Here is a 25,414-nt window from a genome sequence, read left to right as displayed (position 1 = left end):
ATGGTCGGAGGCGCGTGATGGACAGGCGCCGAGGGTATGCGCGGACGTCCTGGGTGGCAATCCGGAATGAGCACTTCAGCGCTGGGCGCGAGGCTCTAACTCGATGTTCGAGCCATCCATCTGATCGACGCGTCCGAGGGTACTGCCGGCGCGCAAATCGACTTTCTGTTTCACGGCCTGGGTTCCACGCAAATCGAGTTTGCCGGTGATGCTGGTGCTGGAAACCTCCAGATTTCCAATGCGACTGTTTGAAATGTTGGCACGCATGATCTGGTTGTTTGTCAGCACGAAACGCTGGGTGTTGAGGTAGCTTGCGTCAAGCGTGGGGATGGTCGAATTCCTGATGTCGATCGATTGACTGACATTCGAAATCCGGTCGGCGCTCTTGAGCGAGAAGCCACCCGCAATCATCACTGGCTCGGAGGAGAGGTCGCCGCCAAAGACGACCCCGTCGATTTCGATCGACAGAATCCCTCCGGCATAGGCCTCGAAAATCTTCTTGCCGTTGCCCTGAATCTGGCTGTTGCGTACGCGAAGGCTGCGAGCTTGTTTGACATAGGCGTTGATGTAGCCGCCTTTAACTCGCTCCACAACCAAGTCACCTTTGATGGTGGTGTCGCTAAGGTCCAGACGTTCCAGCAAGGTGTCGCGAACAGTGAGTGAATGCAAGAGTGAGCCGGCCCCCGATAGATCGACGAGGCCCTTCAGTTTGCACTTGTCGATAAGTACGTGGGAGCCGCCATGTTCATGCCAAGGCGCTGCATTCACATCCTCAATGTTGCAATCGACGAGATCGAGTTTTGTGTGACCACGCAAGTTGAACCACTTTGCCTTGCAGGTCAAAAACATGGCTTGGGCATAGCTCCCGACAGAACCCCATTCATTGGGTTCAGCGGAATTCCCCGTGAAGGAACACTCTTCGAAGACGAGATTCTTGCTATCGGATTTCCCTTGTAGAAAGGCGCGTCCCCTGACCTGACATCGCAAAAATTTGACGTCGACCATGTTGCCGAAACTGTGAATTCCGACGAATCGACAATTCTCGAGGAGGGCCTGCTCCAAGCGTTCGAGTTTGGTTTCATAGGCCCCAATGAAATCGCAGTTCACCAGCCTGACTTTTCGCCAGGTCAAGTCCATGAAGTTAACGTCGCTGAACTCCGCGTTCTCGATGGTGAGCACGCTGTCACCGATTTCTCTGGCGCGCAACGTTGGGTCTGCCAAATAACTGTAGCTCTTGCCAAAGCTCTTGATGTTTGGGTTTTTCATAGAACAAAACCCAGGTGACACAGATGCTCCTCCGGCAAGGGCGGCCGCGCTCTCGAGAAAAAAACGACGTTGCATGGCTGCCCCCTCATTGTTTTTTCTCGCTTGCTTTGGCGGGATCGATGGCCTCATCCGCCGGTGTATATCCCTTGCCCGCGTAGTACTTCGCCAAGAACTTCCAATCGGGAACTTCCCCCCGTTCTTCCGCGGGTCTGCGGAAGAACCACTTCGAGCTCCCCGTTACTCCGTAGGTCATGCCTCCGCCCTTGAGCGCCGTGCCGAAAACGCCGATCTCGAGTGGAAACATCCAAGGGTCGGTGCAGTCCATGTCCTTGCTCCAATCGTCCTTGCCGACCTTCGGTTGCTTGAGCAGCACTTCGCAAAAGGCTTGCGCGGTGATCGAGCCTTCGCCTAGAGCTCGGATCAGCACGGCATGATCTTCCGCTGTGAATGCGATGGACGGCGCTTTGGTGTCCGGGTTGAATGTGGTTGTCAGCATGTTCCATTGCTTCACGACGCGCTTCTCTTCATCTTTGCCACTTTCGAAAATCCAAAACCTGATCCCCGAAATGCACTCCAGCTTGGCCACGGTTGCACTCAACGTTATCGGCACCTTCCACCCTGCCTGTATGAGCGGTGTGGGCGCAAATGCCAAGGGCGGATCAATGCCTTTTTCTGGATGCCGGCTCATCACGGCCATGTAGTCGAGTGCCACCGCGAGGCGCGGCTTCTCGTTCAGTGGGGCGCCGGCGCTCTTGCTTGAGCGTTGCGTCATGACCTGGGTGATGACGCCCGTCGCAGGGTCCAGGAGCGTGCCCGAGGGCGGACGCAAGGTCCAGCTGTCGAGTTCTCGGTCGAGGTTCTGCTTGCCGACCGGACCGCCGCTGCTGCTGACGATGAAGCGCGTGCGCTGGCGTGCCGGCGCTTTCACGGTCTCCTTGCGGATGCCGGGGTCGACAGCACTGGTGACCTGGACCATGCGCGCGCCACAGGACGGCTGGCACCACGCGACGTCGTAAACGCCGCTGCGATGGCTGTGGCCACTGAAGTGCCAATCCACCGCGGTCTCGGGTGTTGCCTTGCCCGTGCTGCCACCGTCGACGCACACGAAGCGCTCGAAATAGACATCCTGGTTGACTTCGCACGTGCCGGTGTTGACGTGATTGAATCCGGGTTGCCCGCGAAGAGGGGCGCCCAAGGGACTGCTCGAAGGAATAAAGCGTGCCTGTTCGGGCGTGGCCGAGTAGGGCAGCGGTTCGTCGTAGTTAATGATGGTGAAGTGCGTCGCCACCGTGAGGCTGGCACCCGGGCTTGCGCGTTTGTGGCTCTGGGCCTGCCCCAGCAACTGCAGCTGCTTGTTGCTGAAGGATTGGGTTGCGCGGGGCAGGATGCCGGTTCTCTGGCGGTCGGTCGAGGTGATCAGCAGGCCACTCACCGTGAGGTTCTTGAAGTTCTCCCCTTGTCCCCAGCCCAGCGCCGCGATCACCTGGGTGGCCGGTCCGGGTCGGTCGGGTTCAACGCCCAGCGCGATCAGCACGTCCTCGAGGGGCGTGAAGAGGGCGTAGAACCAGTCGTAGTTTTCGGTCCTGTAGTTGTTGCCGGTGAGGGCCTGCGCGTAGGTGGGACCGTATGCCAGCGTGGTCTCGTAGATGCTCATGTTGTGGTCGGCCGAGATGCCTTCGTTGGCCTTGTTGTTGTGCCATTGGCTGGCCTTGTCGAAGTCCCGGTAGGTTTCCGCCAGATCCTCGATGTGGAGGTTCTTGTTGCTGTTGACGACTCGCCGGCCGATTTCGGCCTTGATCCCGATCCGGCTGGCTGGGTGCGGACCTGCACGCGTAGCGACGGTGGTGCTGGGCTCGAAGGCACGCTCCCTGCCCCAGCCATCGGTGTCCAGTGTGTCGGTGGTGTCTTCGAGCACGCCCATGGCGGCGCCCCAGTCGTTGATGCGTGGGCTGATGCCGTAGGGCACCGTGTATGCCTCGTGGTTGCCGCTGGTCATGAACACAGGCAGCTTGAGTTCGTTGTAGGCGTAGCGGACGAGGCTGAAGGCGAGCATGTCGTCCTGCCCGCGTGGGTATAGGCCTGGCGTGTTGAAGTGGTTCAATACGTTGAACTTCTTCCATTGCTCGCCGATGCGGTCGCCGACCTGCCGGGGATCGATGTTGCGATTGAAATCGATCAGGTCTCCGGTGAAGAGCAGGGCCGTGTCGGGCTTCTTGCCGGCACCGATCTTGTCGAAGAGCTCCTTGAGCGCGTTGAAGCTGTTGCACACGCGTGCGCCCACTGCAGGGCCGTCGAAGCTGCTGCTGTCTTCGATGATGCGCGCCGGTGACTTGGCCAGTGCGTTGTGCCGCACGTTGATGTGAACGTCGCTCAGGTGCCCGAGCTTCAGTGGCCCGTCACCGGCCAGTCGGATGACGGGGTGCCACGCCGCCAGGCGCTGGGAATCGTCGAGGGCCAGCGTGCGAGCTTTCTGCGCCGTTTGCGCGACGTCGTATTCCATCAGATTGGTTTCCTTCCCTTTGGGCGCGCTGTTGGTGTTGGCGGACTGGTGCCGGTGCCGCAGGTCGTTGACCTGGGCGGCAAGGAAGGACTCGACCAGCAGGTCTTGAGAATGCACCGTGCTGGCGGCGCACAACGTGGGAAAGCTTTCCTTTTGCTGGCGGGTAGGTTCGACCATCCAGGCGAAGCTCTTGAAGCTGTCGGTCTCGGGCGGGACGGCCAGTTTTTCGATGTCGAGCTCCACTTCGTAGATGTGCCCGCCCGCGAAGCCCGAGGCGGTGTACGCGCTCGCAGCCTGAGGACTGAGGGTGGCGAAGATTTCGCCTTTCTGGTTGTAGATGAGCGCGCCGGCTTCGAACTTGGCGACGCGCCAGACCCTGATGGCGCCCTTGGCCTTGGCGCAGTCTGCGCCGTCTCCGGTCAGTCCACCCACGCGGATGTCGGCTTCGGGTTTGGTGCCTTTCATGCCGACGAGGCGCAGGTGACGTGCCACGGTGGCCGCGGCGGCCTGCTCTTCGTCTCCATCCATGGAGACGACCTCCGCGCGTTTGTCATGCGTGGTTCGTCGGCCAGCGCTGTTGGCCACGCCGAGCGTCGCGGTGGCGATGAAGAGGCTACACTTTTTCTGGCTGGAAGAGATCAGCAACGGCGTGCCGAGGCTGGGATAGAGGATCACGGCAACTTGCTGCGCCGGGTCGCTGCAGTCGCACACCGATGCGCTGGTCTTGGGTTCGTTTGCCATGGATCAGAAGGTCTTGGTGTCGGACATGAAGTCACCGCCCGTGGTGTTGAAGGAAGACTGAAGGGTGTTGGACTGCTCGTCGCAGAGGCGGACCAGCGCCGCGTCGCGGTCGTGCGCCCAGTCTTTCTGCACTGCCGATGGCGTGTGCGCCAGGACATCACGGAGATTCAGCGGTGTGCGTGCAACCGACAAAGCGTCGAGGAAGCCGGGGTGGGTGTGGAAGCGCGCGTGCTTGAGCAAGGCAAGGCGGCATGCGTGTGCCTTGTTGTCCCAACCCGCCAGGCCTGCACGACGGGCGAATGCCAGCGCGGCTTGTGCGATCTTCCGGCGAAGCAATGGATGCATCTGTGCGAGCAGGTCGGCCGCGGGGGGATTCGATGTTTCCAGTTCTTCGCAGAGCAGGGCGATGACAAGATTCGCTTCCCCTGCCTTGTCGATGGCCTGGACCCATTCGGCAGTAAGTTCGACTCCCTCGTTCGACGGCGTGATCTCGGTGTCTGCGCTACCCTTGATGTACCGAATGCGAAGGTCACCGTCCCAGCCTGCCCACCAGGCGAGCGGACGGCTGAATTTGCGCTGCACGGGGTCTGACCAGTGCGCGAATATGTCGAAGCCGATGCGGGGATCGAAGTAGCGCAACAGAACGGACGATCCATCGGGTAATGTGCCGGACAGGAAACCGCGCAGATGCGCGGAAAGCTTCTGCAAGCGCAGCGGGCTGGCCATCAGGGTGAGCGCTTCGGCCGCAGCCTGATGCGCGAGCGCATGGCGCAGCGACTCGGAAGATGAGGCGGGGATCTCGATGAGCCAGGGGCCGATGTCGGCCATCTCGGCTTCGGGTGTCTGCATGAACAAGCGTTCGCAGGAGAGCTCTTGCATCGCGACCATGCGGGTGACGACGCCTTCTTCGCATTGCCCCGCACTGACGATCGCGTAGTGGTGCATGGGCGTGGCGGTCGCAGCGCTTTCGGCACTGAGCCAGTGTTCGATCTGCGTCGACATGGCTCGATGCAGCGCCACATCGAGTCTGGTTCGTGCAGCGTGTGTGAGGTCGGATGACTGTTGCGCGGTGTGGTTCGGCATGTCACTCCCGAGGTGCAGCCGCGGTCGCGCGGCGCATGGCGCGTTGCATGCACTCCCAGCACACGGTCTGTGCGGTGGGGCCTGGCTTCTTGTCCGGCCCCGGCGTCCCATGCATCGCGGCATGTTCGATCCATGTGCCCAGCGTGCCATGCCGGATGCCGCCGTCGCTCCATTCGCTGAAGCTGGTGCCGCCGTTGATCGTGACCTTCTTCTTGGCGGTGATGTAGACCGTGTCTTCGGTACTCACGATGTCGATGTCTTTCAAGGCGGTGGCCTCGATGGCGTCGCTTTGGGCTTCGATGCGGATGTCGCCCTGCGACGCGAAGGCCTTGATGCCGCTCTTGAGCGTGAAGATGCGCATGCCTTCCGCCACGCTGGCGAGGATGCGTTGGGCGGCGCTCAGTGAGGTGTGACCGGCGCTGGTGAACTGGATGTGTGCGCCGGTGTGCGCATGCAGGTGAGTGGTCGCCGTGGCTGCAATGCCTGCGGGGCTGGCGAGCACGAGATGCGGTGCGGCCAGTTCGGGGAAGCGGCCTTCGGTCGATGGGCTGCCGTGGCCTCGCAGGTCTTCGTTCTGCTGCTTGATGGCCTGGGCGACGGTGGACTGGTCGTCGTTGCTGTCCTGAGCCTCGGCTGTTCGGGCCGCTTCGGCCAGGCCTTCGATCTGGTCGCGTGCACTTGTCAGGCGTTGGATGGTTTCTCCCATGTCCTTGGCGTGGCGGGCCGCATCGGGGCGGCCTTCGGTCGTGATGAGCATGCCGTCCTGCGCCCTGAGCACGCCATGGGCGTCAGTGCGCAGCTCGAACCCCTCACCCCTGGGGTCCTTGCGCCCAGCGTTGTCCTCGATGCGCGTGATCGCCCCCAGGCTCAGACTGCTGGATTGGTGATCGCTCTTGAGCTGCGCCTGGATTTTCTCGGCCGTGTCATCCAGGATCAGGTGGTTCGACCTGCCCGCCGCACCGTTGCCTCCGCCCTCGGTCAGCTCCCGGCTCCTGAACCCGCTCAATGAGCTCTGGCCCGGGAGTTGCCACGGCGGCAGGTTCACCTGGTTGTGCACCCTGCCCATGCAGATCGGCAGGTCCGCGTCTCCCGCGATGAAGCTCACGATGACTTCCTGCCCGATGCGCGGAATCTGGATGCCCCCGAGCTGGTTGCCTGCCCAGGGCGAGCTCACCCGCACCCAGCAGCTGCTGTGCTGGTTCTTCTGCCCCAGCCGATCCCAGGGGAACTGCACCTTGATGCGCCCCAGCTCGTCCGTCCACAGGTTCTGGCCCTCGGGGCCCACCACCAGCGCCACCTGCGGGCCGACCATGGCGGGCTTGGGCTGGGTCGGCTCGGGCCGCAGGGGCTCTGTGACCGGGTGGGCCGTGAAGTCCACCTGCACGCGCCATTGCTGCTTGCGGTCGACAGTGGCTTCGCGGTTCTGGCTGTCTTCGGCCACGTCCTCGATGAGCAAGCGGGTGTCCAGGATCAGGTACTCGGCGTTGGCCGACTCCCTGGGATGATTCTTCAGCTGGAAGGTGCATCCTGGCACCATGCCCCGCAGGTTGCCGCTGGCCTGGGCCCGGGCGCCGTGGGTGCGCAGTGCCTGCATGCGCAGCAGGGAGAGCAAGTGGCCTTCGCTGTGAGGATCAGCACCTGAATCAGTTCCCGCATTGGGCTGGGCGTAGTGGCTACCCCCCGCTCCCGAGGCATGCCACTGGTAGACCTCGCCCTCGGCCTGCCCGGTCGGGCGTGGGTCGCTTCGAGAAACACTCAGATCCGCCCTGGGGCGCGTGTAGTCGTAGTCCCGAGTCGCGTACTTCCCACTCGTGAGTTGATGGGCAGGCACGAAGCTGTGGATGTACTCGGTATCGATCTTCCAGCCCGGGGCGTGGTATTCCACATGCTCGTACAGCGGATCGCCAGCCGCATAGGCGCCCATGGCGTCCGAGAGCACCAGGCGGTGTTTACCGTCCGAATGTTCGAAGTGATAGCTGATGCCCCATTCCTGGCACAGGCGGGAGAAGAAGGCGAAGTCGCTCTCGTTGAACTGGGTCTGGTAGTCGCGCACGGGGTAGTGCTCGATCAGGCGCTTGTCCACGGGGAAGGCGTAGCCGCCCAGGAGTTCGTCCAGGATCTGGACGACGCTGAGGTTCTGGAAGATCCTGCAGTCGGTGCGCAGGGTGGCCAGGTGCAGCCAGGGGTGCAGGGTGAGCTTGTACTGGGCGTGGCGCCCTTCCTCGCCCCACAGGGCTGCGTCGGTGATCAGGGCGTTGATCTGGCGGGGGGAAGAGCCATCGAGCTCGATCTCGCAGCTGATCTCCTGGCCGATGAAGGCATCCAGGTCGAAGTCGGCGCCGGAAGAGACGCCGGACAGAGCCAGCGCATCCGGGGTCTTGAGAAAGAGCTCGTAGGCAAAGAGGCTGTTGATCCCCTCATGCCCCGACAGCCGCACGGGCTCCAGTGCAGCCTGACCAAGAACAACAGGGATCGCAGCAGAAGAGACAGACAGCGTGCGCGGCATCGACGACTTCCTTGAGAGAAGGAGGAGAGGTCGGCGCAGTCTGCAGGGACTGCGCGGCGCACACTGCGAACAATCGTCACCTCACGCGCTGCTCGTCAAAAAGGGCGAAGCAAGCGCGAAGAAGTTGACGCTGAAGGGCCCGCTCAGCCCAACGCCGGGTAGTCCGTATACCCCTTCACCCCACCCCCATACATCGTCGCCTTGTCGAGCTCGTTCAGCGGCGCGTGCTCGCGCAGGCGGCGCACCAGGTCGGGGTTCGAGATGAAGGGCTTGCCGAAGGCCACGAGGTCGTCGCCTTCCTTCACGGCTTCTTCGGCCAGGGGGCGGTCGTAGCCGTTGTTGACCATCCAGGCGGCCTTGCCGCCGGCGGCGCGGTAGGCGGCCTTGAGGGCTTCGTAGTCGAAGGGGCGGTCGGCGATCTCGCGCGGGCCGCCGGTGGCGCCTTCGATGATGTGGATGTAGGCCAGGTCCAGCGGCGCGAGCTGCTGCACGACGTAGGTGAACAGCGGCTGCGGGTCGCTGTCGTGCGCGTCGTTGGCGGGCGTGACGGGCGACAGGCGGATGCCGGTCTTGCCGCCGCCGACCGCGTCGACCACGGCGCGCGTGGATTCGAGCAGCAGGCGCGCGCGGTTCTTGATGGAGCCGCCGTAGTCGTCGGTGCGCTTGTTGCTGCCGTCTTTCAGGAACTGGTCGAGCAGGTAGCCGTTGGCGCCGTGCAGCTCCACGCCGTCGAAGCCCGCGGTCTCGACGGCGTTGCGTGCGGCCGCGGCATAGGCGTGGACGATGCCGGGCAGCTCGGCCGCGTCGAGCGCGCGCGGCTCGGACGTTTCAACGAAGGTGGGCACGCCGTCCTTGATGAGCACGGTCTTGGTCTTGGCGGTGATGGCCGAGGGCGCGACGGGCTTGCCGCCACCGGGTTGCAGTTCGGTGTGCGAGACGCGGCCCACGTGCCACAGCTGCACGACGATCTTGCCGCCCTCGGCGTGCACGGCGTCGGTCACGCGCTTCCAGGCGTCGAGCTGCTCGGTGCCGTAGAGGCCGGGCACGTCAGCGTAGCCCTGGCCCTGGTGGCTGATGGCGGTGGCCTCGGTGATGAGCAGGCCGGCGCTGGCGCGCTGGGCGTAGTAGGTGGCGGCGATGTCGGGCGGGATCGCGTTGGGCGAGCGGTTGCGCGTGAGCGGCGCCATCACGATGCGGTTGGCGAGCTGGAGGTCGCCGGCCTGGACGGGGTCGAAAAGGGTGGACATCGTGGATTGAGGGGGCAGAGTTGAAACAGGCGCAAGGCTAAGCCGCCCGTCTCAACCCTGCTGTCGCACGGTTGTCCCGATTGGTGCTAAGGAAGCAGCCGCGCCAGCAGCGCCGGGTTCACGCGCACGGGCAGCGCCAGCAGGATCTGTCCCATGCCCTTGCCGAGCGGGTCGTTGCGCAGCGAGGCCATGCCGCCGCCGCCCAGCGCCTGCTCGCAGACGAAGTTGAAGGCGTGGATGCCGGGCACCTCGTGGCGCGTGACGCGGCCCTGCACCAGGTGCGCGAGCCATGCGGCCACGCGGGCCTCGGTGAGTTGCGCGCGCAGCAGCGGCAGCAGTTCGGGATGGCGCGCGATGACGCCGATGTTCGAGGTGTCTCCCTTGTCGCCGCTGCGGGCCCACGCGAGGCGGATCAGTGGGACCTCGATGGCGTCGTCGCCGGGCGTGGCCAGGGGCAGTTCATCGTTGGTGCGCACGGCGGGCGGGTCGTCGCTGGTGGCGTGCGTCGCGGGCACATCGACGGCCTGCCCATCGACGCGCACCTGCGGGCTCACGCGCGCCTTGTCGAGCAGGAACGCGTACTGCCGGATCGATGGCGACACCGAGGCGCGCCCGCCGCCCGCGCCCGTGGTGCCGGGCGCCCACGAGGTGCCGGCCGGCGCGACCTCGCGCGCGAACAGCTCCAGCGCGTCCTTGCGCGGATGCGTCACGGCGAGCCGCAGCACGGCTTCGCGGATCTGCTGCGCCTGTGTCTGCGCGTGCGGGCCGTAGCAGGACTCGGCGCCGAGCACTTCGAGCTGCGTGCCGCTGTAGGGCCCGAGGCCTTGTTGCGCGAAGAGGGCGCCGGTGCGCGCGAGGATCGCCTCGCCGGTGCGCCGCGCCTTGGCCACCGCGTCGAAGCCGACGATCGTGAGCTGCGCCGCGGTCTTGAAGCCGTCGACATGCGTGGCGCAGACCTTGTAGCTACCGGTGGGTGCGCGGCCGCGCGCGCCGTGCACGCGCACGCGGTGTTCGCCCGCCTGTTCGATGCGCACCTGCGTGAAGTCGGCCACCACGTCGGGCAGCAGGTAGGCGGCGGGGTCGCCGATTTCGTAGAGCATCTGCTCGCCGACCACGGCGGGCGTGAGCTTGCCGCCGGTGCCCGCGGGCTTGGTGACGACGAAGCTGCCGTCGGCGCTGCATTCGACGATGGGATAGCCGATGTTCGGCCAGTCGGGCACGGTGTCCCAGTCGGTGTGCAGGCCGCCGGTGGCCTGGCAGCCGCACTCGATGATGTGGCCCGCGAGGCTGCCCGCGGCAAGCAGGTCGTGGTCGCCGGGCTGCCATTGGAATTCATGCATCAGCACGCCGAGCGTGACGGCCGAGTCGACGCAGCGGCCGGTGATGACGACCTGCGCGCCCGCGTCGAGCGCGGCCTGGACCGGGCGCGCGCCCAGGTAGGCGTTGGCGCTGAGCACGCGCTCGGGCAGCGGCGCGCCGCTCTGCAGTTCGCGCACGGGCGGTTGCGAGGCGCGCAGCTCGGGCAGCAGCGGCGACACGTCGTCACCGCTCACCACGGCGATCTTCAGCGTGATGCCTTGCTCGGCGGCCAGTGCCGCGAGCGCATCGGCGCAGCCTTGCGGGTTGACGCCGCCCGCGTTGCTCACGACGCGGATGCCTTGTTTCACGACGTCTTTCAGCACGGACTTCATCGCGACGGCCACGAAGTCGGTCGCGTAGCCCAGCTCGGGCTTCTTGAGCCGTGCGCCCGCGAGGATCGACATGGTGAGCTCGGCGAGGTAGTCGAACACGAGGTAGTCGATCTGCCCGCTGGCCACGAGCTGCGGCGCGCCCACGCTGCTGTCGCCCCAGAAGCCGGAGGCGCCGCCGATGCGGACGACGCGATTGCTGTTGCTGCTGTTCATCGTCCGCTCCATTGCGGCTTGCGCTTCTCGCGGAAGGCGAGCTGGCCTTCGGCCGCGTCTTCGGTGAGCGCGAACAGGCCGATCTGGCTTTCGGTGAAGGCCATCGATTCCTCGAAGGCCATGGCCTCGATCTTCTTCATCGTGTACAGGCCGCGGCGGATGGCGGCGGGCGACTTGTCGAGCAGGCGGGCGAGCAGCCAGTCGACGCTCTCGTCGACGTCGTCGCTCACGCGATTGACCAGCTTCAGTTCGAGCGCCTGCGCGGCGTCGATCGGTTCGCCGGTGATGCACATCTCGGCCAGCACGCGGCGCGGCAGCAGGCCGCCGAGCACGCTGAGCACCTGCGCGGGAAACACGCCGACCTTCACCTCGGGCAGGCCGAACACGGCCTGGCGGCTGGCCACGGCCAGGTCGCACATCGCCATGAGGCCCATGCCGCCCGCCATGCAGGCGCCGTTGACGCGCGCGATGAGCGGCACGGTCGATTGCCGCGCCTGGCGAAAGAGGTTGGCGATGCCCTGATAGGGCGCGGCGTAGTCGAACTTGAAGGAGGTGCCGCTTTGCAGGTCGGCGCCGGCGCAGAAGGCGCGCGTGCCGGCGCCGGTGAGGACCACGGCGCGCACGGCGGTGTCGCGGTTGGCGCGGGCCAGCGCATCGGACAGGCCCTCGAGCACGGCCGCGTTGATGGCGTTGCGGCGCTCCTGGCGATCGATGGTGAGCCACATGACGGGCCCGCGCATCTCTTCGCGCAGCTCGACAGGGGACGGGGAAGAAGAAGGGGGAGGGGATTCGGACATGGGCGGCTCGGCTTCCTGGTGACGGATGCCGTAGCGTCGCCCGAAAAAAAAGCCGCGGCATGCGGCTTGTGGCTGCGGTGATCCGGGTTTTCCCTGGGGTGGCCCGGATCGTCGCTGGCGTCGCGTTCTGCGCGCTTTTGCTTACTTCAGCAGGCCTTCGGCCTTCATCGCTTCCTGAACGGCGGGGCGGGCGGCCACGCGGGCGTGCCAGGCCAGCACGTTGGGGAAGTCCGAGATGTCCACGCCGGTGGGCTTGGTCCAGTTGGTCACGGTGAACAGGTAGCCGTCGGCCACGCTGAAATGCTCGCCCATCAGGTACTGCTTGGCGGCGAGTTCGCTGTCGAGCCACTGGAAGCGGGCCTTGAGCTTGTCCTTGGAGATGGACTTGGCTTCCTCGGGCATGGCCGGGTTGAACAGCGGGCTGAAGCCCTTGTGCATCTCGGTGCCGATGAAGGTCAGCCACTCCTGCAGGCGGTAGCGCGGCATCGTGCCGTTGGCGGGCGCGAGGTTCTTGGTGGGGGCGAGGTCGGCAATGTATTGCACGATGGCCGGGCCTTCACGCAGGCGGGTGCCGTCGTCGAGCTCGAGCATCGGCACGTAGCCCAGCGGGTTGATGCCGTAGTAGTCGGTGCCGTCCTGCAGCTTGTGGCTCTTGGTGCTGGCCAGCACGGGCTCGAAGGCGATGCCCGCTTCGTGCAGCGCGATGTGGGGGGAGAGCGAGCAGGCGCCGGGCGAGTAGTACAGCTTCATTCGAAAAAACTCCAATGGATAGAAGGAAAAGATCTGTGCGACCGAAAGGGATGCTAGCGGGTTTGGCTGCATCGCGTTTTTGTCCTACGGCGGCTCGCGCGCGCCGACTATCGGGCGGCACGGTGGGCCTTCCTACAGTCCGGACACGGCGGCGCATGCCCGCCGCAAAGCAACCAAGGAGTGGTTCACCATGCTCAAGTACGCGATCATTTTTGCGGTCATCTCGCTCGTGGCGGGTCTGCTGGGCTTCGGCGGCGTGGCGGCCGGCGCGGCGGGCATCGCCAAGCTGCTGTTCGGCCTGTTCCTCGTGCTGGCGGTGCTGTTCGTGGTGCTGGCCGCACTTGGCGTGGGCGCGGTGAAGAAGGCGCTCGATTGACCGCCTTGCCCCATGCCATGCACCTGTCGCACGTCGATCTGCGCCTGGACTACGAGGTGGACGCCCCGGCGCACCTGCGGCTGAACATCGAGGCCGCGCGCACGGGTGCGCAGGCGGTGCTGGCCGAGACGCTCACCATCGCGCCGCCCGCGCGGCTGCGGGTGGGCTGCGAGCCCGACAGCGGCAACCGCTTCGTGCGTTTCGACGCGGCGCCCGGCCCGCTGACCATCGCGTACCGCGCGACGGTGCGGCGCCCGGTGGTGCATGTGCCGGCCACCTTGCCCGAGGTGCCGGTGAGCCAGCTGCCCGACGCGGTGCTGGGCGACCTGCTGCCCACGCGCTATTGCGAGTCGGACCTGCTGGCGCGCTGCGCGCAGCAGCTCTTCGGCGACCTGCCGCCGGGCATCGGCCGCGTGCAGGCGATTGCCGACTGGATCCACGACAGCATCGTCTACGTGCCGGGCAGCAGCGACTCGACCACCACGGCGCGCGAAGTGTTCGTGCAGCGCGCCGGCGTGTGCCGCGACTTCGCGCACCTGGGCATCACCTTCTGCCGCGCGCTCAACATCCCGGCGCGGCTGGTGGTGGGCTACGTGTGGTTCGACGAACCGCCGCAGGATTTCCATGCCGTGTTCGAGGCCTGGCTCGGCGGGCAGTGGGTGCTGTTCGACCCGACGCGCATGGCGCCCGTCGACCGGCTGGTGCGCGTGGGCACGGGGCGCGACGCGAAGGACGTGGCCTTCTCCACGATCTTCGGCGCGGTGCGCATGACCGACAAGAAGCTCGCCGTGCGCGAATTGCAGGACGAGCGGGTCATTGCGCCGCGCACGCCGGCACCCAGTGGCGAGCTGCGCGGCATCGAGAAGCCCGAACCGGTGCTCTGACCCTCCCAAGTGACCGCCCGACGCGGGTTGTTTGCTATTAAATATATAGCAAACTGCGCAATGCCGACAAGGCTCCGGGCCGATTTTGGCGCGGCTCCCTAGCTTGTCCACACAGGGGTTGCGGCAGGGCATCGCCGCTTAAAATTAGTGCCCTTTTTTGCGCCGCGCACGCGTCTGTGGTGCGCCCCCTTTTTCCAATGCTGTACCCCGAAGAATTCGATGTGATCGTCGTCGGCGGTGGCCATGCCGGCACCGAAGCCGCGCTCGCTTCCGCACGCATGGGCGCCAAGACGCTGCTGCTCTCCCACAACATCGAGACGCTGGGGCAGATGAGCTGCAACCCGTCGATCGGCGGCATCGGCAAGGGCCATCTCGTGAAGGAGGTCGACGCGCTCGGCGGCGCGATGGCCATTGCCACGGACGAGGCGGGCATCCAGTTCCGCATCCTCAATTCGAGCAAGGGCCCGGCCGTGCGCGCCACGCGGGCGCAGGCCGACCGCGTGCTGTACAAGGCCGCGATTCGCCACCGCCTGGAGAACCAGCCGAACTTGAGCCTGTTCCAGCAAGCCGTCGACGACCTGATGATCGAAGGCGATCGCGTGGTCGGCGCCGTCACGCAGGTGGGCATTTCTTTCCGCGCGCGCACCGTGGTGCTGACCGCGGGCACGTTCCTCGACGGCCGCATCCACGTCGGCCTCGACAACTACCAGGCCGGCCGCGCGGGCGACCCGCCGGCGATCAGCCTGTCGGCGCGCCTGAAGGAACTCAAGCTGCCACAGGGCCGCCTGAAGACCGGCACACCGCCGCGCCTGGACGGGCGCAGCATCGACTTCTCGAAGTGCACCGAACAACCCGGCGACGGCATGCCCGGTGGGGCAGGGCCGATGCCGGTGTTCAGCTTCATGGGCAAGGTCGAGATGCACCCGCAGCAGATGCCGTGCTGGGTGACGCACACCAACCAGCGCACGCACGACATCATCCGCTCGGGCTTCGACCGCAGCCCGATGTTCACCGGCAAGATCGACGGCGTCGGTCCGCGCTACTGCCCGAGCGTCGAAGACAAGATCAACCGCTTCGCCGACAAGGACAGCCACCAGATCTTTCTCGAGCCCGAAGGCCTGACGACCAACGAGTACTACCCGAACGGGATCTCGACCAGCTTGCCGTTCGACATCCAGTACCAGCTGGTGCGCTCGATGCCGGGCCTGGAAAACGCCCACATCCTGCGTCCGGGCTACGCCATCGAGTACGACTACTTCGATCCGCGCGAGCTCAAGAGCAGCTTCGAGACGCGTGCGATCCGCGGCCTGTTCTTTGCCGGACAGATCAATGGCACCACCGGCTACGAAGAAGCCGCGGCCCAGGGCCTGTTCGCCGGCATCAACGCCGCGCTGCAATGCCGGGGCGAAGACGCCTGGCTGCCGCGCCGCGACGAGGCCTACCTCGGTGTGCTGGTCGACGACCTGATCACCAAGGGCGTTACCGAGCCGTACCGCATGTTCACCAGCCGTGCCGAGTTCCGGCTGCAGCTGCGCGAGGACAACGCCGACATGCGCCTGACCGAAGCAGGGCGCAAGCTGGGCCTCGTGGACGACGCGCGCTGGGACGCTTTCAGCCGCAAGCGCGACGCTGTTTCACGTGAAACAGAGCGGCTCAAGTCGATCTGGGTGAACCCGCGCAACCTGCCGGCGACCGAGTCGGCCCGGGTGCTGGGCAAGGCCATCGAGCACGAATACAACCTGGCCGACCTGCTGCGCCGGCCCGACGTGAACTACGAAACCCTGATGTCGCTGGACGGTGGCAAGTACGGCCCGTCGTCGGCGCTGAGCGCTTCCGAGATCGAACAGATCGAGATCTCGGCCAAGTACTCCGGCTACATCGAGCGTCAGCACGACGAAGTGGAGCGCGCCGCCCACTTCGAGAACCTGAAGCTGCCGGCCGATTTCGACTACGGCCAGGTCAAGGCCCTGAGCTTCGAGGTGCGCCAGAAGCTGGACAAGCACCGGCCCGAAACACTGGGGCTGGCATCGCGCATCTCGGGCGTCACGCCCGCGGCGATCTCGCTGCTGATGATTCACCTGCGCAAGGGCGGGCACAAGGCCTTCGCCCGCGACGCCGCCGATACCGCCACGACCACAGAAACCACCGAAGCTGCTGCCACCGAGCCGCACACCGCACCATGAGCGCGACGCCCCTCGACACGCTGCGCGCAGGCGCAGCCGCCCTGGGCGTGGCCCTGTCCGACATGCAGGGCGAACAGCTGCTGGCCTACGGCACGCTGATGCTCAAGTGGAACAAGGTCTACAACCTGACGGCCGTGCGCGACCCGGCCGGTGTCATGACGCACCACCTGCTGGACAGCCTCGCAGCCGTCGCACCACTGCAGCGCGAGTGGGCAGGGAAGGGCAGGCTGCTCGACGTCGGCTCCGGCGGCGGTCTGCCGGGCGTGGTGATCGCCATCATGCGGCCCGACATCGAGGTCAGCTGCCTCGACGCCGTCGCCAAGAAGGCGGCCTTCGTGCAGCAGGTGGCGGCCGAACTGGAGCTGCCGAACCTGCGCGGCCTGCATGCGCGAGTTGAATCGCTGGCCGGCAGCTACGAGGTGATCAGCTCGCGCGCCTTCGCGTCGCTGCCCGATTTCTTCAACGGCTCGGTGCATCTGCTGGCACCGGGCGGCGTCTGGCTGGCCATGAAGGGCAAGGTGCCGACCGACGAACTGGCCGTCTTGCCGGCCGGCGTCGCAGTGTTTCACGTGGAACAACTGACGGTGCCGGGCCTGGACGCCGAGCGTTGCATCGTCTGGGCGCGCAAAGAGGCCGCCTGATTTCGTAAAAGATGCGACGGCGCCGGCAAAAGCCGGTGCCGGAGCAATCTTCCCGGCGCTGGCCTGCCTTAGACTCGAAGCCTCCCCCTGGCTCTCTTTTTCGAGGCAAATCCCATGTTCGGCATCGCTGACTACGGCGCATTCGTCGCCGCCATCGTCCTGTTCCTTCTGATTCCCGGCCCGGGCAATCTGGCGCTGATCACTTCGACCAGCAAAGGCGGCATTCGCGGCGGCCTGGCAGCGACCTTCGGCGTGATCCTGGGAGATCAGGTCCTGATGTGGGCAGCGGTGGCGGGTGTGTCGGCCGTGCTGGCCGCTTACCCGGCCGCCTTCAAGGCGGTGCAGTGGCTGGGCGCCGCCTACCTGGCGTGGCTCGGCCTCAAGATGCTGCTGGCCAAGCCCGGCGCGGCACCGATCCTGAACATCCGCCCGAGCCATTTCCTGCGCCAGGCGCTGACGATCACCTTGCTGAACCCCAAGGCGATCGTGTTCTACATGGCCTTCTTCCCGCTGTTCGTCGATCCGGCGCGCCACCAGGGCGTCATCACTTTCGGCGCCATGGCCGTGACCATCGCCGCGCTGACCTTCCTGTACGGCCTGACCTCGACGCTGCTCACGCACTTCCTGGCCGAGCGCATCCGCGCCAATCCCCGCATCTCGGCCACGCTCGAAAAGCTGGCCGGCACCTTCCTGATTGCCTTCGGCATCAAGCTCGCGATCTCGCGCTGACCGACCCCGACGACCCGCACTGACGACACATGGCCAAGATTTTCTGCATCGCCAACCAGAAGGGCGGCGTCGGCAAGACCACCACCACCGTCAATCTCGCCGCCGGCCTGGCCAAGGTGGGCCAGCGCGTGCTGATGATCGACCTCGATCCCCAGGGCAACGCGACCATGGGTTCGGGCATCGACAAGCGTCAGCTGGAGCTCACGGTGTACGACGTGCTGCTCGAGTCGGCCTCGGTGGCCGAGGCGCGGGTGAAGTCCGACAAGCTTGTCGAGGCCGAAGCCAGCTACGACGTGCTGGGCGCCAACCGTGAGCTGGCCGGCGCCGAAGTCGAAATGGTGGCGCTCGACCGCCGCGAAAAACGCCTGCGCACCGCGCTGGCTGCCGTCGGCGCCGAGTACGACTTCGTGCTGATCGACTGCCCGCCGAGCCTGAGCCTGCTGACGCTCAATGGCCTGTGCGCGGCCCACGGCGTGATCGTGCCGATGCAGTGCGAGTACTTTGCGCTCGAAGGGCTCACGGACCTGGTCAACACCATCAAGCAGGTGCACGCCAACCTCAACAAGAACCTGCAGATCATCGGCCTGCTGCGCGTGATGTTCGATCCGCGCATCACGCTGCAGCAGCAGGTGAGCGAGCAGCTCAAGTCCCACTTCGGCGACAAGGTGTTCGATACCGTGATCCCGCGCAATGTGCGCCTGGCCGAAGCGCCGAGCTACGGCCTGCCGGGCGTGGTGTTCGACCCGTCCGCCCGCGGCAGCCAGGCCTTCATCGCCTTCGCCGAAGAGCTGGTCGCCAAGATGCCGCCCGCGAGCGCCTTCGCCTCGGGCGCGGTGGCACCGCCGGTCACGCCCCCGCCGCGCGTGGTGCCCGACCTGCCGATTCCCGACGATGTGCTGGCCGCCGCGCCTTCTGCCTCCGTCGCCGATACCGACCAAAACCCCGTCTGATGTTCGCCCAATGGGCGGCAGGCGCTATCAAGTTCGTAGCAACCAGCCATGAGTGAACCCCGCATCCTGCTGCTGCCCGGATGGCAGAACAGCGGCCCCGGCCATTGGCAGACCCTCTGGGAGTCGGTCTACGGCGACCGCCGCGTCGACCAGCACGAATGGATGCGCCCGCTGCGCGGCGACTGGTCGATCCGCCTCGAAGAAGAAGTGCTGGCCGCGCCGGGCCAAGTGGTGCTGGCTGCCCACAGCCTCGGCTGCATCCTCACCGCCGCCTGGGCGGCCCATTCGCGCAACACGCACAAGGTGCGCGGCGCGCTGCTGGTGGCGCCCGGCGACCTGGAGCGCGACGACCTGCGCCAATTGATTCCCGGCTGGGCGCCCATCGTGCGCCAGCCGCTGCCGTTTCCGGCCGTGCTCATCGCCGCCAACGACGACCCGTACTGCGAAGCCTCGCGCTCGAAGCAGCTGGCCCGCGACTGGGGCGCACGCTTCATCGATGCCGGCACCGGCGGCCACCTGAACGCCGAATCCGGCCTGGGCGACTGGCCCGAAGGCCGGAAACTCCTGAACGACCTCTCGAAAGACACGCACTGATGGCGACCAAGAAACCCAAGGGCCTGGGCCGCGGCCTCGAAGCGCTGCTCGGCCCGACGGCCGCACCCTCCGCCGATCCGCTCGGCAATGGCGGCGACCGCGCCACGGAAGAGGGCGGCGCCCCGCAGAACCCCAACACCCTGAAGCTCGACCAGATGGTGGCCGGCGTCTACCAGCCGCGCACCCGCATGGACGAGGGCGCGCTGTACGAGCTGGCCGAGAGCATCAAGGTGCAGGGCATCATGCAGCCGATCCTGGTGCGCCGGCTCGATGCCGAGTCGGCTGCGGCCAAGAACGCCGAGTACGAAATCATCGCGGGCGAGCGGCGCTTCCGTGCCGCCCGGCTCGCCGGCCTCGACACCGTGCCGGTGCTGGTGCGCGACGTGCCCAACGAGGCCGCGGCGGCCATGTCGCTCATCGAGAACATCCAGCGCGAAGACCTCAACCCGCTGGAAGAGGCCCAAGGCCTGCAACGCCTGGTGACCGAGTTTGGGCTCACTCACGAAATGGCGGCCCAGGCTGTGGGCCGTTCGCGCAGTGCCGCCAGCAACCTGCTGCGCCTGCTGAACCTGGCCGAGCCCGCCCAACTGATGCTGATGGCCGGCGACATCGACATGGGCCATGCGCGCGCGCTGCTGTCGCTCGACCGCGGCACGCAGATCACCGCCGCCAACCAGATCGCCGCCAAGAAGATGTCGGTGCGCGAGGCCGAGGCGCTGGTGAAGAAGCTCGCGGCCGAGTTCACGCTCACGCCCTCGCGGCGCGGCAATGCCGGCGAGAAGTCGCGCGACCTGCAGCGCGTGGAAGAAGAGCTGGCCGACCTGCTCACGGCCGAGGTCGAGGTGCGCATCAAGAAGCGCACGAAGCGCGGCGAAAGCGGGGAGCTGGCGATTCACTTCGGCTCCATCGAAGCACTCAACGGGCTCATCGAGCGCATCCGCCGAACGGCCTAGTTCGGCTTGCGTTGCGAAGACGGACCCCAGCGTTCGTTTGATTGATTCCTGCAATCCTTTGCGCGTATCCTCGATCGCGGTTTTTCTTTCAGCCCTGCAAGACCACCACCATCGAAACGAGGGAGTCCACCATGCCGTTCTTCGCCACCAAGTTCCCACTCGCCGCAGTCGCCGTCGGCGCGCTGCTGCTCACGGGCTGCGCCACCACCGACATGCAGATGGGCAGCCAGTCGGCCAAGACCATGGCCACGGGCAGCGCCGCCGGCGGTGCCACCTCGGGCGAGAGCAGCCAGCTCGAGCGCTGCGAATCGCCGCTCGGGACCGTGTCGCTGGTCGAGAACGTCAACGCCGGCTGGTACACCATCCTCACGGGCGAGTACCGCCTGCCGCCTACTGCAAATCTGTTGCGTTTGCTGGTGCAGCAGTCGAACTGCTTCATCGTGGTCGAGCGCGGCGCGGCCGGCATGAACGCCATGACGCGTGAACGTGCACTGCAGCAGTCGGGCGAGATGCGCGGCGGCAGCAACTTCGGCCGCGGCCAGATGGTGGCGTCCGACTACGGCCTGTCGCCCGAGATCGTGTTCAGCAACAGCGATGCCGGCGGCATCGGCGGCGCGCTCGGCGGCCTCGTGGGTGGCGGCCGTGGCCGTGCCATCGCAGCCGTCGGCGGCAGCCTGCAGACCAAGGAAGCCAGCGCGCTGCTGACGCTCATCGACAACCGCTCGGGCGTGCAGGTCGCGGCAGCCGAGGGCAGCGCCTCCAAGACCGACTTCGGCGCCTTCGGCGGCCTGGCCGGCCGCAGCGGCGCCGGTGGCCTCGGCGGCTACACCAACACGGCACAGGGCAAGGTGATTGCCGCGGCCTTCATGGACGCGTTCAACCAGATGGTCCGTTCGCTGCGCAACTACAAGGCGCAGACGGTGCGCGGCCAGGGCCTGGGCGGTGGTGGCCGCTTGGGTGTCGATGGGGGCGCTGCGCCTTCGCAGACCTATGTGCCGCCGGAGCCGGCACCGGCACGTCGCCGCAGGTAAGAACAAAACGCGGGCCTTCGGGCCACGAAAAAGCCCGGCGCTCTTGCGAGCCGCCGGGCTTTTTCATTGATGCGTGATCGCGAGGGATCAGAGGCTGAAGATCTTGCCCGGGTTCATGATGTTCTTCGGATCGAGCGCACGCTTGATCGTGCGCATCATGTCGATCGCGCCCACGCCGGCTTCGGTCACCAGGAAGTCCATCTTGTGCAGCCCCACGCCGTGCTCGCCCGTGCAGGTGCCTTCGAGCGCCAGCGCGCGGCTCACCAGCGCGTGGTTCAGCTCTTCGGCCTTCACGCGCTCTTCGGGGATGTTCGGGTCGAGCAGGTAGCCGAAGTGGAAGTTGCCGTCGCCCACGTGGCCGACGAGGAAGTAGGGGATGCCGCTGGCATCGGCTTCGGCCACCGAGTCGAGCAGGCAGTCGGCCAGGCGCGAGATCGGCACGCAGGTGTCGGTCGAGATCACGCGGCAGCCCGGGCGCGACTGCACGGCCGCGAAGTAGCTGTTGTGCCGCGCGGTCCACAGGCGCGTGCGTTCTTCCGGCGTGCTGGCCCATTCGAAGGCGTTGCCGCCGTGGCCGCTCGCGAGTTCCTGCACCGTTTCGGCCTGTTCCTTCACGCCCGCGGGCGAGCCGTGGAATTCCATCAGCAGCATCGGCTCTTCGCGCAGGTTGAGCTTGGCGTAGGCGTTCACCATGCGCACCGTGTTCACGTCGATGAGCTCCACGCGCGCGATCGGCACGCCCAGCTGGATCGTCTCGATGGTGGTGCGCACCGCGGCCTCGATGCTCGGGAACGAGCAGATCGCGGCCGACACCGCCTCGGGCAGCGGGTAGATGCGCAGCGTGACCTCGGTCACCACGCCCAGCGTGCCCTCGCTGCCCACCATGAGGCGCGTGAGGTCGTAGCCGGCCGACGACTTCTTGGCGCGCGTGCCGGTGCGGATGATGTCGCCGCTGGCCGTGACCACTTCGAGCGCCAGCACGTTCTCGCGCATCGTGCCGTAGCGCACCGCGTTCGTGCCGCTGGCGCGCGTGGCCGTCATGCCGCCGATGGAGGCGTCGGCGCCCGGGTCGATGGGGAAGAACAGGCCCGTGCTCTTGATCTCTTCGTTGAGCTGCTTGCGCGTGACGCCCGGCTGCACCGTCACCGTGAGGTCGTCGGCGTTGATCGACAACACCTGGTTCATGCGCGACACGTCGATGCTGATGCCGCCTTGCACCGCGAGCAGGTGGCCTTCGAGCGAAGAGCCGACGCCGAAGGGGATGACCGGCACGCTGTGTTCGCTGGCGAGCTTCACGGCATCGGCAACATCTTGCGTGCTTTCGGCGAACACCACGGCCGCGGGCGGCGGTGCATCGAACGACGACTCGTCGCGCCCGTGCTGCGTGCGCACCGCCATCGCCGTGGAACAGTTGTCGCCGAAGCGCGCCTTCAGCCCGTCGATCAGGGCCGCGGGAACGTCGCGCAGATGAAGCGCCGGCATCAGGTGCGAGGTGGAAGTCGGGGCGTTCATCGGGCGTCTCCTGGAGGGGCTGAGGGGGATCGGTCATTTTACGGAGCGCGCACCATAATGCGCTTCGGTAAAAGACATGAACCCCACGACCCTTGCAGCCCTCGCGGCCTTTCCCTCGCAGCTCGAAGCCCACTACGCGGCCATTCCCAAAGCCTTCCGGCACTGGGCGCCGCCTTCGTGGGAGGGCGTGCCCAGCGAGGCCTTCACCGCCATCGAGCAGCTGTGCCATGTGCGCGACATCGAGATCGAGGGCTACCACGTGCGCTTTCGCCGCACGCTGGCCGAAACCCATCCGACGCTCGCATCGATCGACAGCGAGCCGCTGGCCATCGAGCGCCATTACGGCGCGGCCGACCCTGCAGCGGTGCTCGCCGAGTTCCGCCAGGCGCGCGTGCAGACGATGGAAATCATCTCGCAGCTGAGCGACGCGCAGCTCGCGCGCACGGCCGTGTTCGAGGGCTACGGCCCGCTCACGATGCGCAGCCTCATCCACTACCTGTGCAGCCACGACCATCAGCATCTGGCCGGACTGCAATGGCTGGCCGGCAAGATCGACGCCGCCGGCCTTTCGACCTGAACCGAGGAGCGCCCATGGGCAACCGACTTTCCCAGATCGCCACCCGCACCGGCGACGACGGCACTACCGGCCTGGGCGACAACACCCGCGTGCCCAAGGACCACCTGCGCGTGCACGCGATGGGCGACGTGGACGAACTCAACTCGCACATCGGCGTGCTGCTGTGCGAACCGCTGCCAGAGCCCGTGCGCGAGTTGCTGGTCGACGTGCAGCACCAGCTCTTCAACCTCGGCGGCGAACTCTCGATGCCCGGTTTCACGCTGCTCAAGCCCGAGGCGCTGCTGCAGATCGACAACGCGCTGGCCGACCACAACGCCGCCTTGCCGCGCCTGGCCGAATTCATCCTGCCCGCCGGCACGCGCGCCGCCTCGCTCGCGCACGTGTGCCGCACCGTGGCGCGGCGTGCCGAGCGCGCGGTGGTGTCGCTGGGCGCCACCACCGAACTCAACGACGCGCCGCGCCAGTACCTCAACCGGCTCAGCGACCTGCTCTTCGTGCTCGCACGCGTGCTCAACCGCATGAACGGCGGCGACGACGTGTACTGGAAGAGCGAACGCATGGCCCGCGCGGCCGCCGCCGAATCCGAAGACCACTCCCAGGGGACGACGCCATGAAGAAGCTTCACATCACCACCGCATCGCTCGCCGCCATCGCCGCCGCGCTCTGGCTGCCCGTCACCGCGCAGGCGCAAAGCGCCGACAACCCGCCCCAGGCCGAACGCGCCCACACGATCAAGTCGCCCTCGCGCAGCGGCAAGGTGGTGGGCAGCGTGCAACGCGGCACCAACGCCGCAGGCCGCGGCGTCAACCGCGCCGATGCGGCCACGCGGCGCGGCGTGAGCAACGTGTCGGAAAAAGCCAGCCGGCCCGTGCGCAACGTGGGCGAGTCCTTCGGACGCAAGCTGGCACCGGGCTCGAGTGGGCGCGCGGCGCCACCGCCTGTGGGGCCGCAGGGCAACGCGCCCTGAGTCTTTGCTGCTGCCCTGTTGTCCAGGGCGACGCTCACGCCGACGCGGTACCTTGCTCCGCGAATGTCCCCCGGCCTGCGGCCTCCTCCTTGATTTCGCTGCGCAAGGCACCGCATCGACGTGAGCGATTTCAGAGCGGTTGTTGATCGGCCGTGAACCGACAGCGTGCCCCGTGCGCAGGACACTGGGTGCTTCCCGCAGCGAAATCAAGGAGGAGGCCGAAGGCCGGGGGACATTCGCGGAGGGAAGTACCCGGTGGCCTGTGCACGCGCCCCGAATCCCATCTCACAGAAGCCCACAGACATGGCAAGAAACATAGAGATCAAGGCCCGCATCGACAGCGTCGACCGCATCGCAGAAATCGTCGCAACGCTCGCCGACCAGGGCCCCATCGAGATCGCCCAGGACGACACCTTCTTCCGCTGCGAGCACAGCGCCGACCGCCTCAAGCTGCGCACCTTCGCGCCCGACCGCGCCGAGCTCATCTTCTACCGCCGCGCCGACAGCACCGGCCCGAAGGAATCGTTCTACCTGATCACGCCCGTCACCACGCCCGACGCGCTGCGCGAATCGCTCACGCTCGCCTGGGGCCAGGCCGGCCGCGTGCGCAAGCAGCGCCGCCTGTTTCTCGTGGGCCGCACGCGCGTGCACCTCGACCGCGTCGAAGGGCTCGGTGAATTCCTCGAACTCGAGGTGGTACTGCAAGAGGGCGAGCCCGTTGACGCCGGCGTGGCCGAAGCCCATGCGCTCATGGCCCGGCTCGGCGTCGCTGAAGACCAACTGGTGCAGGGCGCCTACGTCGACCTGTTGCGCGCGCAGGCTGCCTGAGCCATCGGGCAGCCGGCGGGCACGCGTGCCAGCAGGTCTTGCCGCAGCGCGTTCAGCTCGGCGATCTTCTGGTCGATGACCGCGACCTTGTCGGCCAGCAGCGCCGCAATGGCATCGTCGGGCGCCACCGACTCCCACACCGCGGGCAGGTTGTCGCCGATCTCGTGGAGGCTGAAGCCGAGCTTCTGCGCGGTGCGGATGTAGCCCACCATCTGCACGGTTTCCTTCGCATAGACCCGGTAGCCGTTGCTGCCGCGTTGCGCACGGATCAGGCCGCGCTCTTCGTAGAAACGCAGCGTGTCGCGGCTCAAGCCTGTCGCCGAAGCCAGCTGGCCGATCTGCATGGTCGTTGTTCCTTCGCCGAAGAATGTGCTTGACCCTGGAGCGTACCCGAG

General features: G+C 66.5%; 23 protein-coding genes. 13 read left to right on the top strand and 10 right to left on the bottom strand.

Annotated elements, in window-relative coordinates; genetic code table 11:
* Positions 1–75 precede the first annotated feature (75 nt).
* The 8 genes from AC1RAD_RS29720 to gstA form a co-directional block, all read right to left on the bottom strand.
* Positions 76–1,341 carry a pentapeptide repeat-containing protein gene (locus AC1RAD_RS29720; protein WP_492738709.1) on the bottom strand — a complete coding sequence of 422 codons (1,266 nt, stop codon included), beginning with the start codon at positions 1,339–1,341 and terminating at the stop codon, positions 76–78.
* 10 nt (positions 1,342–1,351) lie between these two features.
* A complete protein-coding gene (locus tag AC1RAD_RS29715) occupies positions 1,352–4,507 on the bottom strand; it encodes a metallophosphoesterase (protein WP_492738708.1) in 3,156 nt (1,051 codons plus the stop codon).
* A 3-nt stretch (positions 4,508–4,510) separates the two neighbouring features.
* The gene (locus AC1RAD_RS29710; RefSeq protein ID WP_492738706.1) at positions 4,511–5,590 is read right to left on the bottom strand and encodes a DUF4123 domain-containing protein; all 1,080 of its coding nucleotides are present in this window, start codon (positions 5,588–5,590) and stop codon (positions 4,511–4,513) included.
* 1 nt (position 5,591) lies between these two features.
* The gene (locus AC1RAD_RS29705) at positions 5,592–8,096 is read right to left on the bottom strand and encodes a type VI secretion system Vgr family protein (protein ID WP_492738705.1); all 2,505 of its coding nucleotides are present in this window, start codon (positions 8,094–8,096) and stop codon (positions 5,592–5,594) included.
* Positions 8,097–8,239: 143 nt separating this feature from the next.
* Positions 8,240–9,343: an alkene reductase gene (locus tag AC1RAD_RS29700; RefSeq protein WP_492738704.1), complete on the bottom strand. Its 1,104-nt coding sequence runs from the start codon at positions 9,341–9,343 to the stop codon at positions 8,240–8,242.
* Between the two features lie 86 nt (positions 9,344–9,429).
* Complete coding sequence (locus tag AC1RAD_RS29695; protein WP_492738702.1) at positions 9,430–11,247, bottom strand: acyclic terpene utilization AtuA family protein; 1,818 nt, start codon at positions 11,245–11,247, stop codon at positions 9,430–9,432.
* A complete protein-coding gene (locus AC1RAD_RS29690; protein WP_492738700.1) occupies positions 11,244–12,044 on the bottom strand; it encodes an enoyl-CoA hydratase/isomerase family protein in 801 nt (266 codons plus the stop codon). Before AC1RAD_RS29690 ends, AC1RAD_RS29695 begins: the two co-directional genes overlap by 4 nt.
* 141 nt (positions 12,045–12,185) lie before the next feature.
* A complete protein-coding gene (gstA, locus tag AC1RAD_RS29685) occupies positions 12,186–12,794 on the bottom strand; it encodes a glutathione transferase GstA (RefSeq protein ID WP_369645751.1) in 609 nt (202 codons plus the stop codon).
* 190 nt (positions 12,795–12,984) lie between these two features.
* Here gstA and AC1RAD_RS29680 point away from each other — a divergent pair, with 190 nt between their 5' ends.
* The 9 genes from AC1RAD_RS29680 (at position 12,985) to AC1RAD_RS29640 (ending at position 21,135) form a co-directional block, all read left to right on the top strand.
* The gene (locus tag AC1RAD_RS29680; RefSeq protein ID WP_013538518.1) at positions 12,985–13,170 is read left to right on the top strand and encodes a DUF1328 family protein; all 186 of its coding nucleotides are present in this window, start codon (positions 12,985–12,987) and stop codon (positions 13,168–13,170) included.
* Positions 13,167–14,054: a transglutaminase-like domain-containing protein gene (locus tag AC1RAD_RS29675; protein ID WP_373866847.1), complete on the top strand. Its 888-nt coding sequence runs from the start codon at positions 13,167–13,169 to the stop codon at positions 14,052–14,054. The genes AC1RAD_RS29680 and AC1RAD_RS29675 overlap by 4 nt, the downstream gene beginning before the upstream one ends.
* Positions 14,055–14,251: 197 nt before the next feature.
* Positions 14,252–16,237: a tRNA uridine-5-carboxymethylaminomethyl(34) synthesis enzyme MnmG gene (mnmG, locus tag AC1RAD_RS29670; RefSeq protein ID WP_492738698.1), complete on the top strand. Its 1,986-nt coding sequence runs from the start codon at positions 14,252–14,254 to the stop codon at positions 16,235–16,237.
* Positions 16,234–16,878 (top strand): 16S rRNA (guanine(527)-N(7))-methyltransferase RsmG, encoded by a 645-nt coding sequence (rsmG, locus tag AC1RAD_RS29665; RefSeq protein ID WP_369630772.1) that lies wholly within the window; start codon positions 16,234–16,236, stop codon positions 16,876–16,878. Before mnmG ends, rsmG begins: the two co-directional genes overlap by 4 nt.
* 114 nt (positions 16,879–16,992) lie before the next feature.
* Complete coding sequence (locus AC1RAD_RS29660; protein ID WP_095743039.1) at positions 16,993–17,607, top strand: LysE family transporter; 615 nt, start codon at positions 16,993–16,995, stop codon at positions 17,605–17,607.
* Positions 17,608–17,636: 29 nt separating this feature from the next.
* Entirely contained in the window at positions 17,637–18,557 is a 921-nt protein-coding gene (locus AC1RAD_RS29655) for a ParA family protein (protein ID WP_062473764.1), read from the top strand.
* Between the two features lie 48 nt (positions 18,558–18,605).
* Positions 18,606–19,151: an RBBP9/YdeN family alpha/beta hydrolase gene (locus AC1RAD_RS29650; protein ID WP_492738695.1), complete on the top strand. Its 546-nt coding sequence runs from the start codon at positions 18,606–18,608 to the stop codon at positions 19,149–19,151.
* Positions 19,151–20,104, top strand: coding sequence for a ParB/RepB/Spo0J family partition protein (locus tag AC1RAD_RS29645; RefSeq protein WP_062473760.1), 954 nt, complete (start codon positions 19,151–19,153; stop codon positions 20,102–20,104). The genes AC1RAD_RS29650 and AC1RAD_RS29645 overlap by 1 nt, the downstream gene beginning before the upstream one ends.
* 131 nt (positions 20,105–20,235) lie before the next feature.
* Positions 20,236–21,135, top strand: a complete 900-nt coding sequence (locus AC1RAD_RS29640) for a CsgG/HfaB family protein (protein WP_070061439.1) — start codon at positions 20,236–20,238, stop codon at positions 21,133–21,135.
* An 87-nt stretch (positions 21,136–21,222) separates the two neighbouring features.
* On the opposite strand, the gene AC1RAD_RS29635 is transcribed toward AC1RAD_RS29640, so the two are convergent.
* Positions 21,223–22,647: an FAD-binding oxidoreductase gene (locus AC1RAD_RS29635; protein ID WP_070061438.1), complete on the bottom strand. Its 1,425-nt coding sequence runs from the start codon at positions 22,645–22,647 to the stop codon at positions 21,223–21,225.
* 76 nt (positions 22,648–22,723) lie between these two features.
* On the opposite strand from AC1RAD_RS29635, the gene AC1RAD_RS29630 reads away from it, so the two are divergent.
* The 4 genes from AC1RAD_RS29630 (at position 22,724) to AC1RAD_RS29615 (ending at position 25,019) form a co-directional block, all read left to right on the top strand.
* Positions 22,724–23,224 (top strand): DinB family protein, encoded by a 501-nt coding sequence (locus tag AC1RAD_RS29630; protein ID WP_095948436.1) that lies wholly within the window; start codon positions 22,724–22,726, stop codon positions 23,222–23,224.
* Between the two features lie 14 nt (positions 23,225–23,238).
* Complete coding sequence (locus tag AC1RAD_RS29625; protein WP_062473752.1) at positions 23,239–23,838, top strand: cob(I)yrinic acid a,c-diamide adenosyltransferase; 600 nt, start codon at positions 23,239–23,241, stop codon at positions 23,836–23,838.
* Positions 23,835–24,191: a hypothetical protein gene (locus AC1RAD_RS29620; RefSeq protein WP_307582518.1), complete on the top strand. Its 357-nt coding sequence runs from the start codon at positions 23,835–23,837 to the stop codon at positions 24,189–24,191. The genes AC1RAD_RS29625 and AC1RAD_RS29620 overlap by 4 nt, the downstream gene beginning before the upstream one ends.
* A 303-nt stretch (positions 24,192–24,494) precedes the next feature.
* Positions 24,495–25,019: a class IV adenylate cyclase gene (locus AC1RAD_RS29615; protein WP_492738693.1), complete on the top strand. Its 525-nt coding sequence runs from the start codon at positions 24,495–24,497 to the stop codon at positions 25,017–25,019.
* On the opposite strand, the gene AC1RAD_RS29610 is transcribed toward AC1RAD_RS29615, so the two are convergent.
* Complete coding sequence (locus AC1RAD_RS29610; RefSeq protein WP_492738692.1) at positions 24,986–25,363, bottom strand: MerR family transcriptional regulator; 378 nt, start codon at positions 25,361–25,363, stop codon at positions 24,986–24,988. The two genes, AC1RAD_RS29615 and AC1RAD_RS29610, sit on opposite strands and share 34 nt — an antisense overlap.
* Between the last annotated feature and the right edge of the window lie 51 nt (positions 25,364–25,414).

This window comes from Variovorax sp. GW823-FHT04B03 (assembly GCF_058796495.1).
Note: the sequence above shows the minus strand (reverse complement) of the source record. Positions and strands in the feature narration are given on the sequence as shown.

Bases quoted from the DNA above. Each gene is read 5' to 3' on its own strand.
- AC1RAD_RS29720 (WP_492738709.1), bottom strand. From the start codon at position 1,341: ATGCAACGTCGTTTTTTTCTCGAGAGCGCGGCCGCCCTTGCCGGAGGA.
- AC1RAD_RS29715 (WP_492738708.1), bottom strand. From the start codon at position 4,507: ATGGCAAACGAACCCAAGACCAGCGCATCGGTGTGCGACTGCAGCGAC.
- AC1RAD_RS29710 (WP_492738706.1), bottom strand. From the start codon at position 5,590: ATGCCGAACCACACCGCGCAACAGTCATCCGACCTCACACACGCTGCA.
- AC1RAD_RS29705 (WP_492738705.1), bottom strand. From the start codon at position 8,096: ATGCCGCGCACGCTGTCTGTCTCTTCTGCTGCGATCCCTGTTGTTCTT.
- AC1RAD_RS29700 (WP_492738704.1), bottom strand. From the start codon at position 9,343: ATGTCCACCCTTTTCGACCCCGTCCAGGCCGGCGACCTCCAGCTCGCC.
- AC1RAD_RS29695 (WP_492738702.1), bottom strand. From the start codon at position 11,247: ATGAACAGCAGCAACAGCAATCGCGTCGTCCGCATCGGCGGCGCCTCC.
- AC1RAD_RS29690 (WP_492738700.1), bottom strand. From the start codon at position 12,044: ATGTCCGAATCCCCTCCCCCTTCTTCTTCCCCGTCCCCTGTCGAGCTG.
- gstA (WP_369645751.1), bottom strand. From the start codon at position 12,794: ATGAAGCTGTACTACTCGCCCGGCGCCTGCTCGCTCTCCCCCCACATC.
- AC1RAD_RS29680 (WP_013538518.1), top strand. From the start codon at position 12,985: ATGCTCAAGTACGCGATCATTTTTGCGGTCATCTCGCTCGTGGCGGGT.
- mnmG (WP_492738698.1), top strand. From the start codon at position 14,252: ATGCTGTACCCCGAAGAATTCGATGTGATCGTCGTCGGCGGTGGCCAT.
- rsmG (WP_369630772.1), top strand. From the start codon at position 16,234: ATGAGCGCGACGCCCCTCGACACGCTGCGCGCAGGCGCAGCCGCCCTG.
- AC1RAD_RS29660 (WP_095743039.1), top strand. From the start codon at position 16,993: ATGTTCGGCATCGCTGACTACGGCGCATTCGTCGCCGCCATCGTCCTG.
- AC1RAD_RS29655 (WP_062473764.1), top strand. From the start codon at position 17,637: ATGGCCAAGATTTTCTGCATCGCCAACCAGAAGGGCGGCGTCGGCAAG.
- AC1RAD_RS29650 (WP_492738695.1), top strand. From the start codon at position 18,606: ATGAGTGAACCCCGCATCCTGCTGCTGCCCGGATGGCAGAACAGCGGC.
- AC1RAD_RS29645 (WP_062473760.1), top strand. From the start codon at position 19,151: ATGGCGACCAAGAAACCCAAGGGCCTGGGCCGCGGCCTCGAAGCGCTG.
- AC1RAD_RS29640 (WP_070061439.1), top strand. From the start codon at position 20,236: ATGCCGTTCTTCGCCACCAAGTTCCCACTCGCCGCAGTCGCCGTCGGC.
- AC1RAD_RS29635 (WP_070061438.1), bottom strand. From the start codon at position 22,647: ATGAACGCCCCGACTTCCACCTCGCACCTGATGCCGGCGCTTCATCTG.
- AC1RAD_RS29630 (WP_095948436.1), top strand. From the start codon at position 22,724: ATGAACCCCACGACCCTTGCAGCCCTCGCGGCCTTTCCCTCGCAGCTC.
- AC1RAD_RS29625 (WP_062473752.1), top strand. From the start codon at position 23,239: ATGGGCAACCGACTTTCCCAGATCGCCACCCGCACCGGCGACGACGGC.
- AC1RAD_RS29620 (WP_307582518.1), top strand. From the start codon at position 23,835: ATGAAGAAGCTTCACATCACCACCGCATCGCTCGCCGCCATCGCCGCC.
- AC1RAD_RS29615 (WP_492738693.1), top strand. From the start codon at position 24,495: ATGGCAAGAAACATAGAGATCAAGGCCCGCATCGACAGCGTCGACCGC.
- AC1RAD_RS29610 (WP_492738692.1), bottom strand. From the start codon at position 25,363: ATGCAGATCGGCCAGCTGGCTTCGGCGACAGGCTTGAGCCGCGACACG.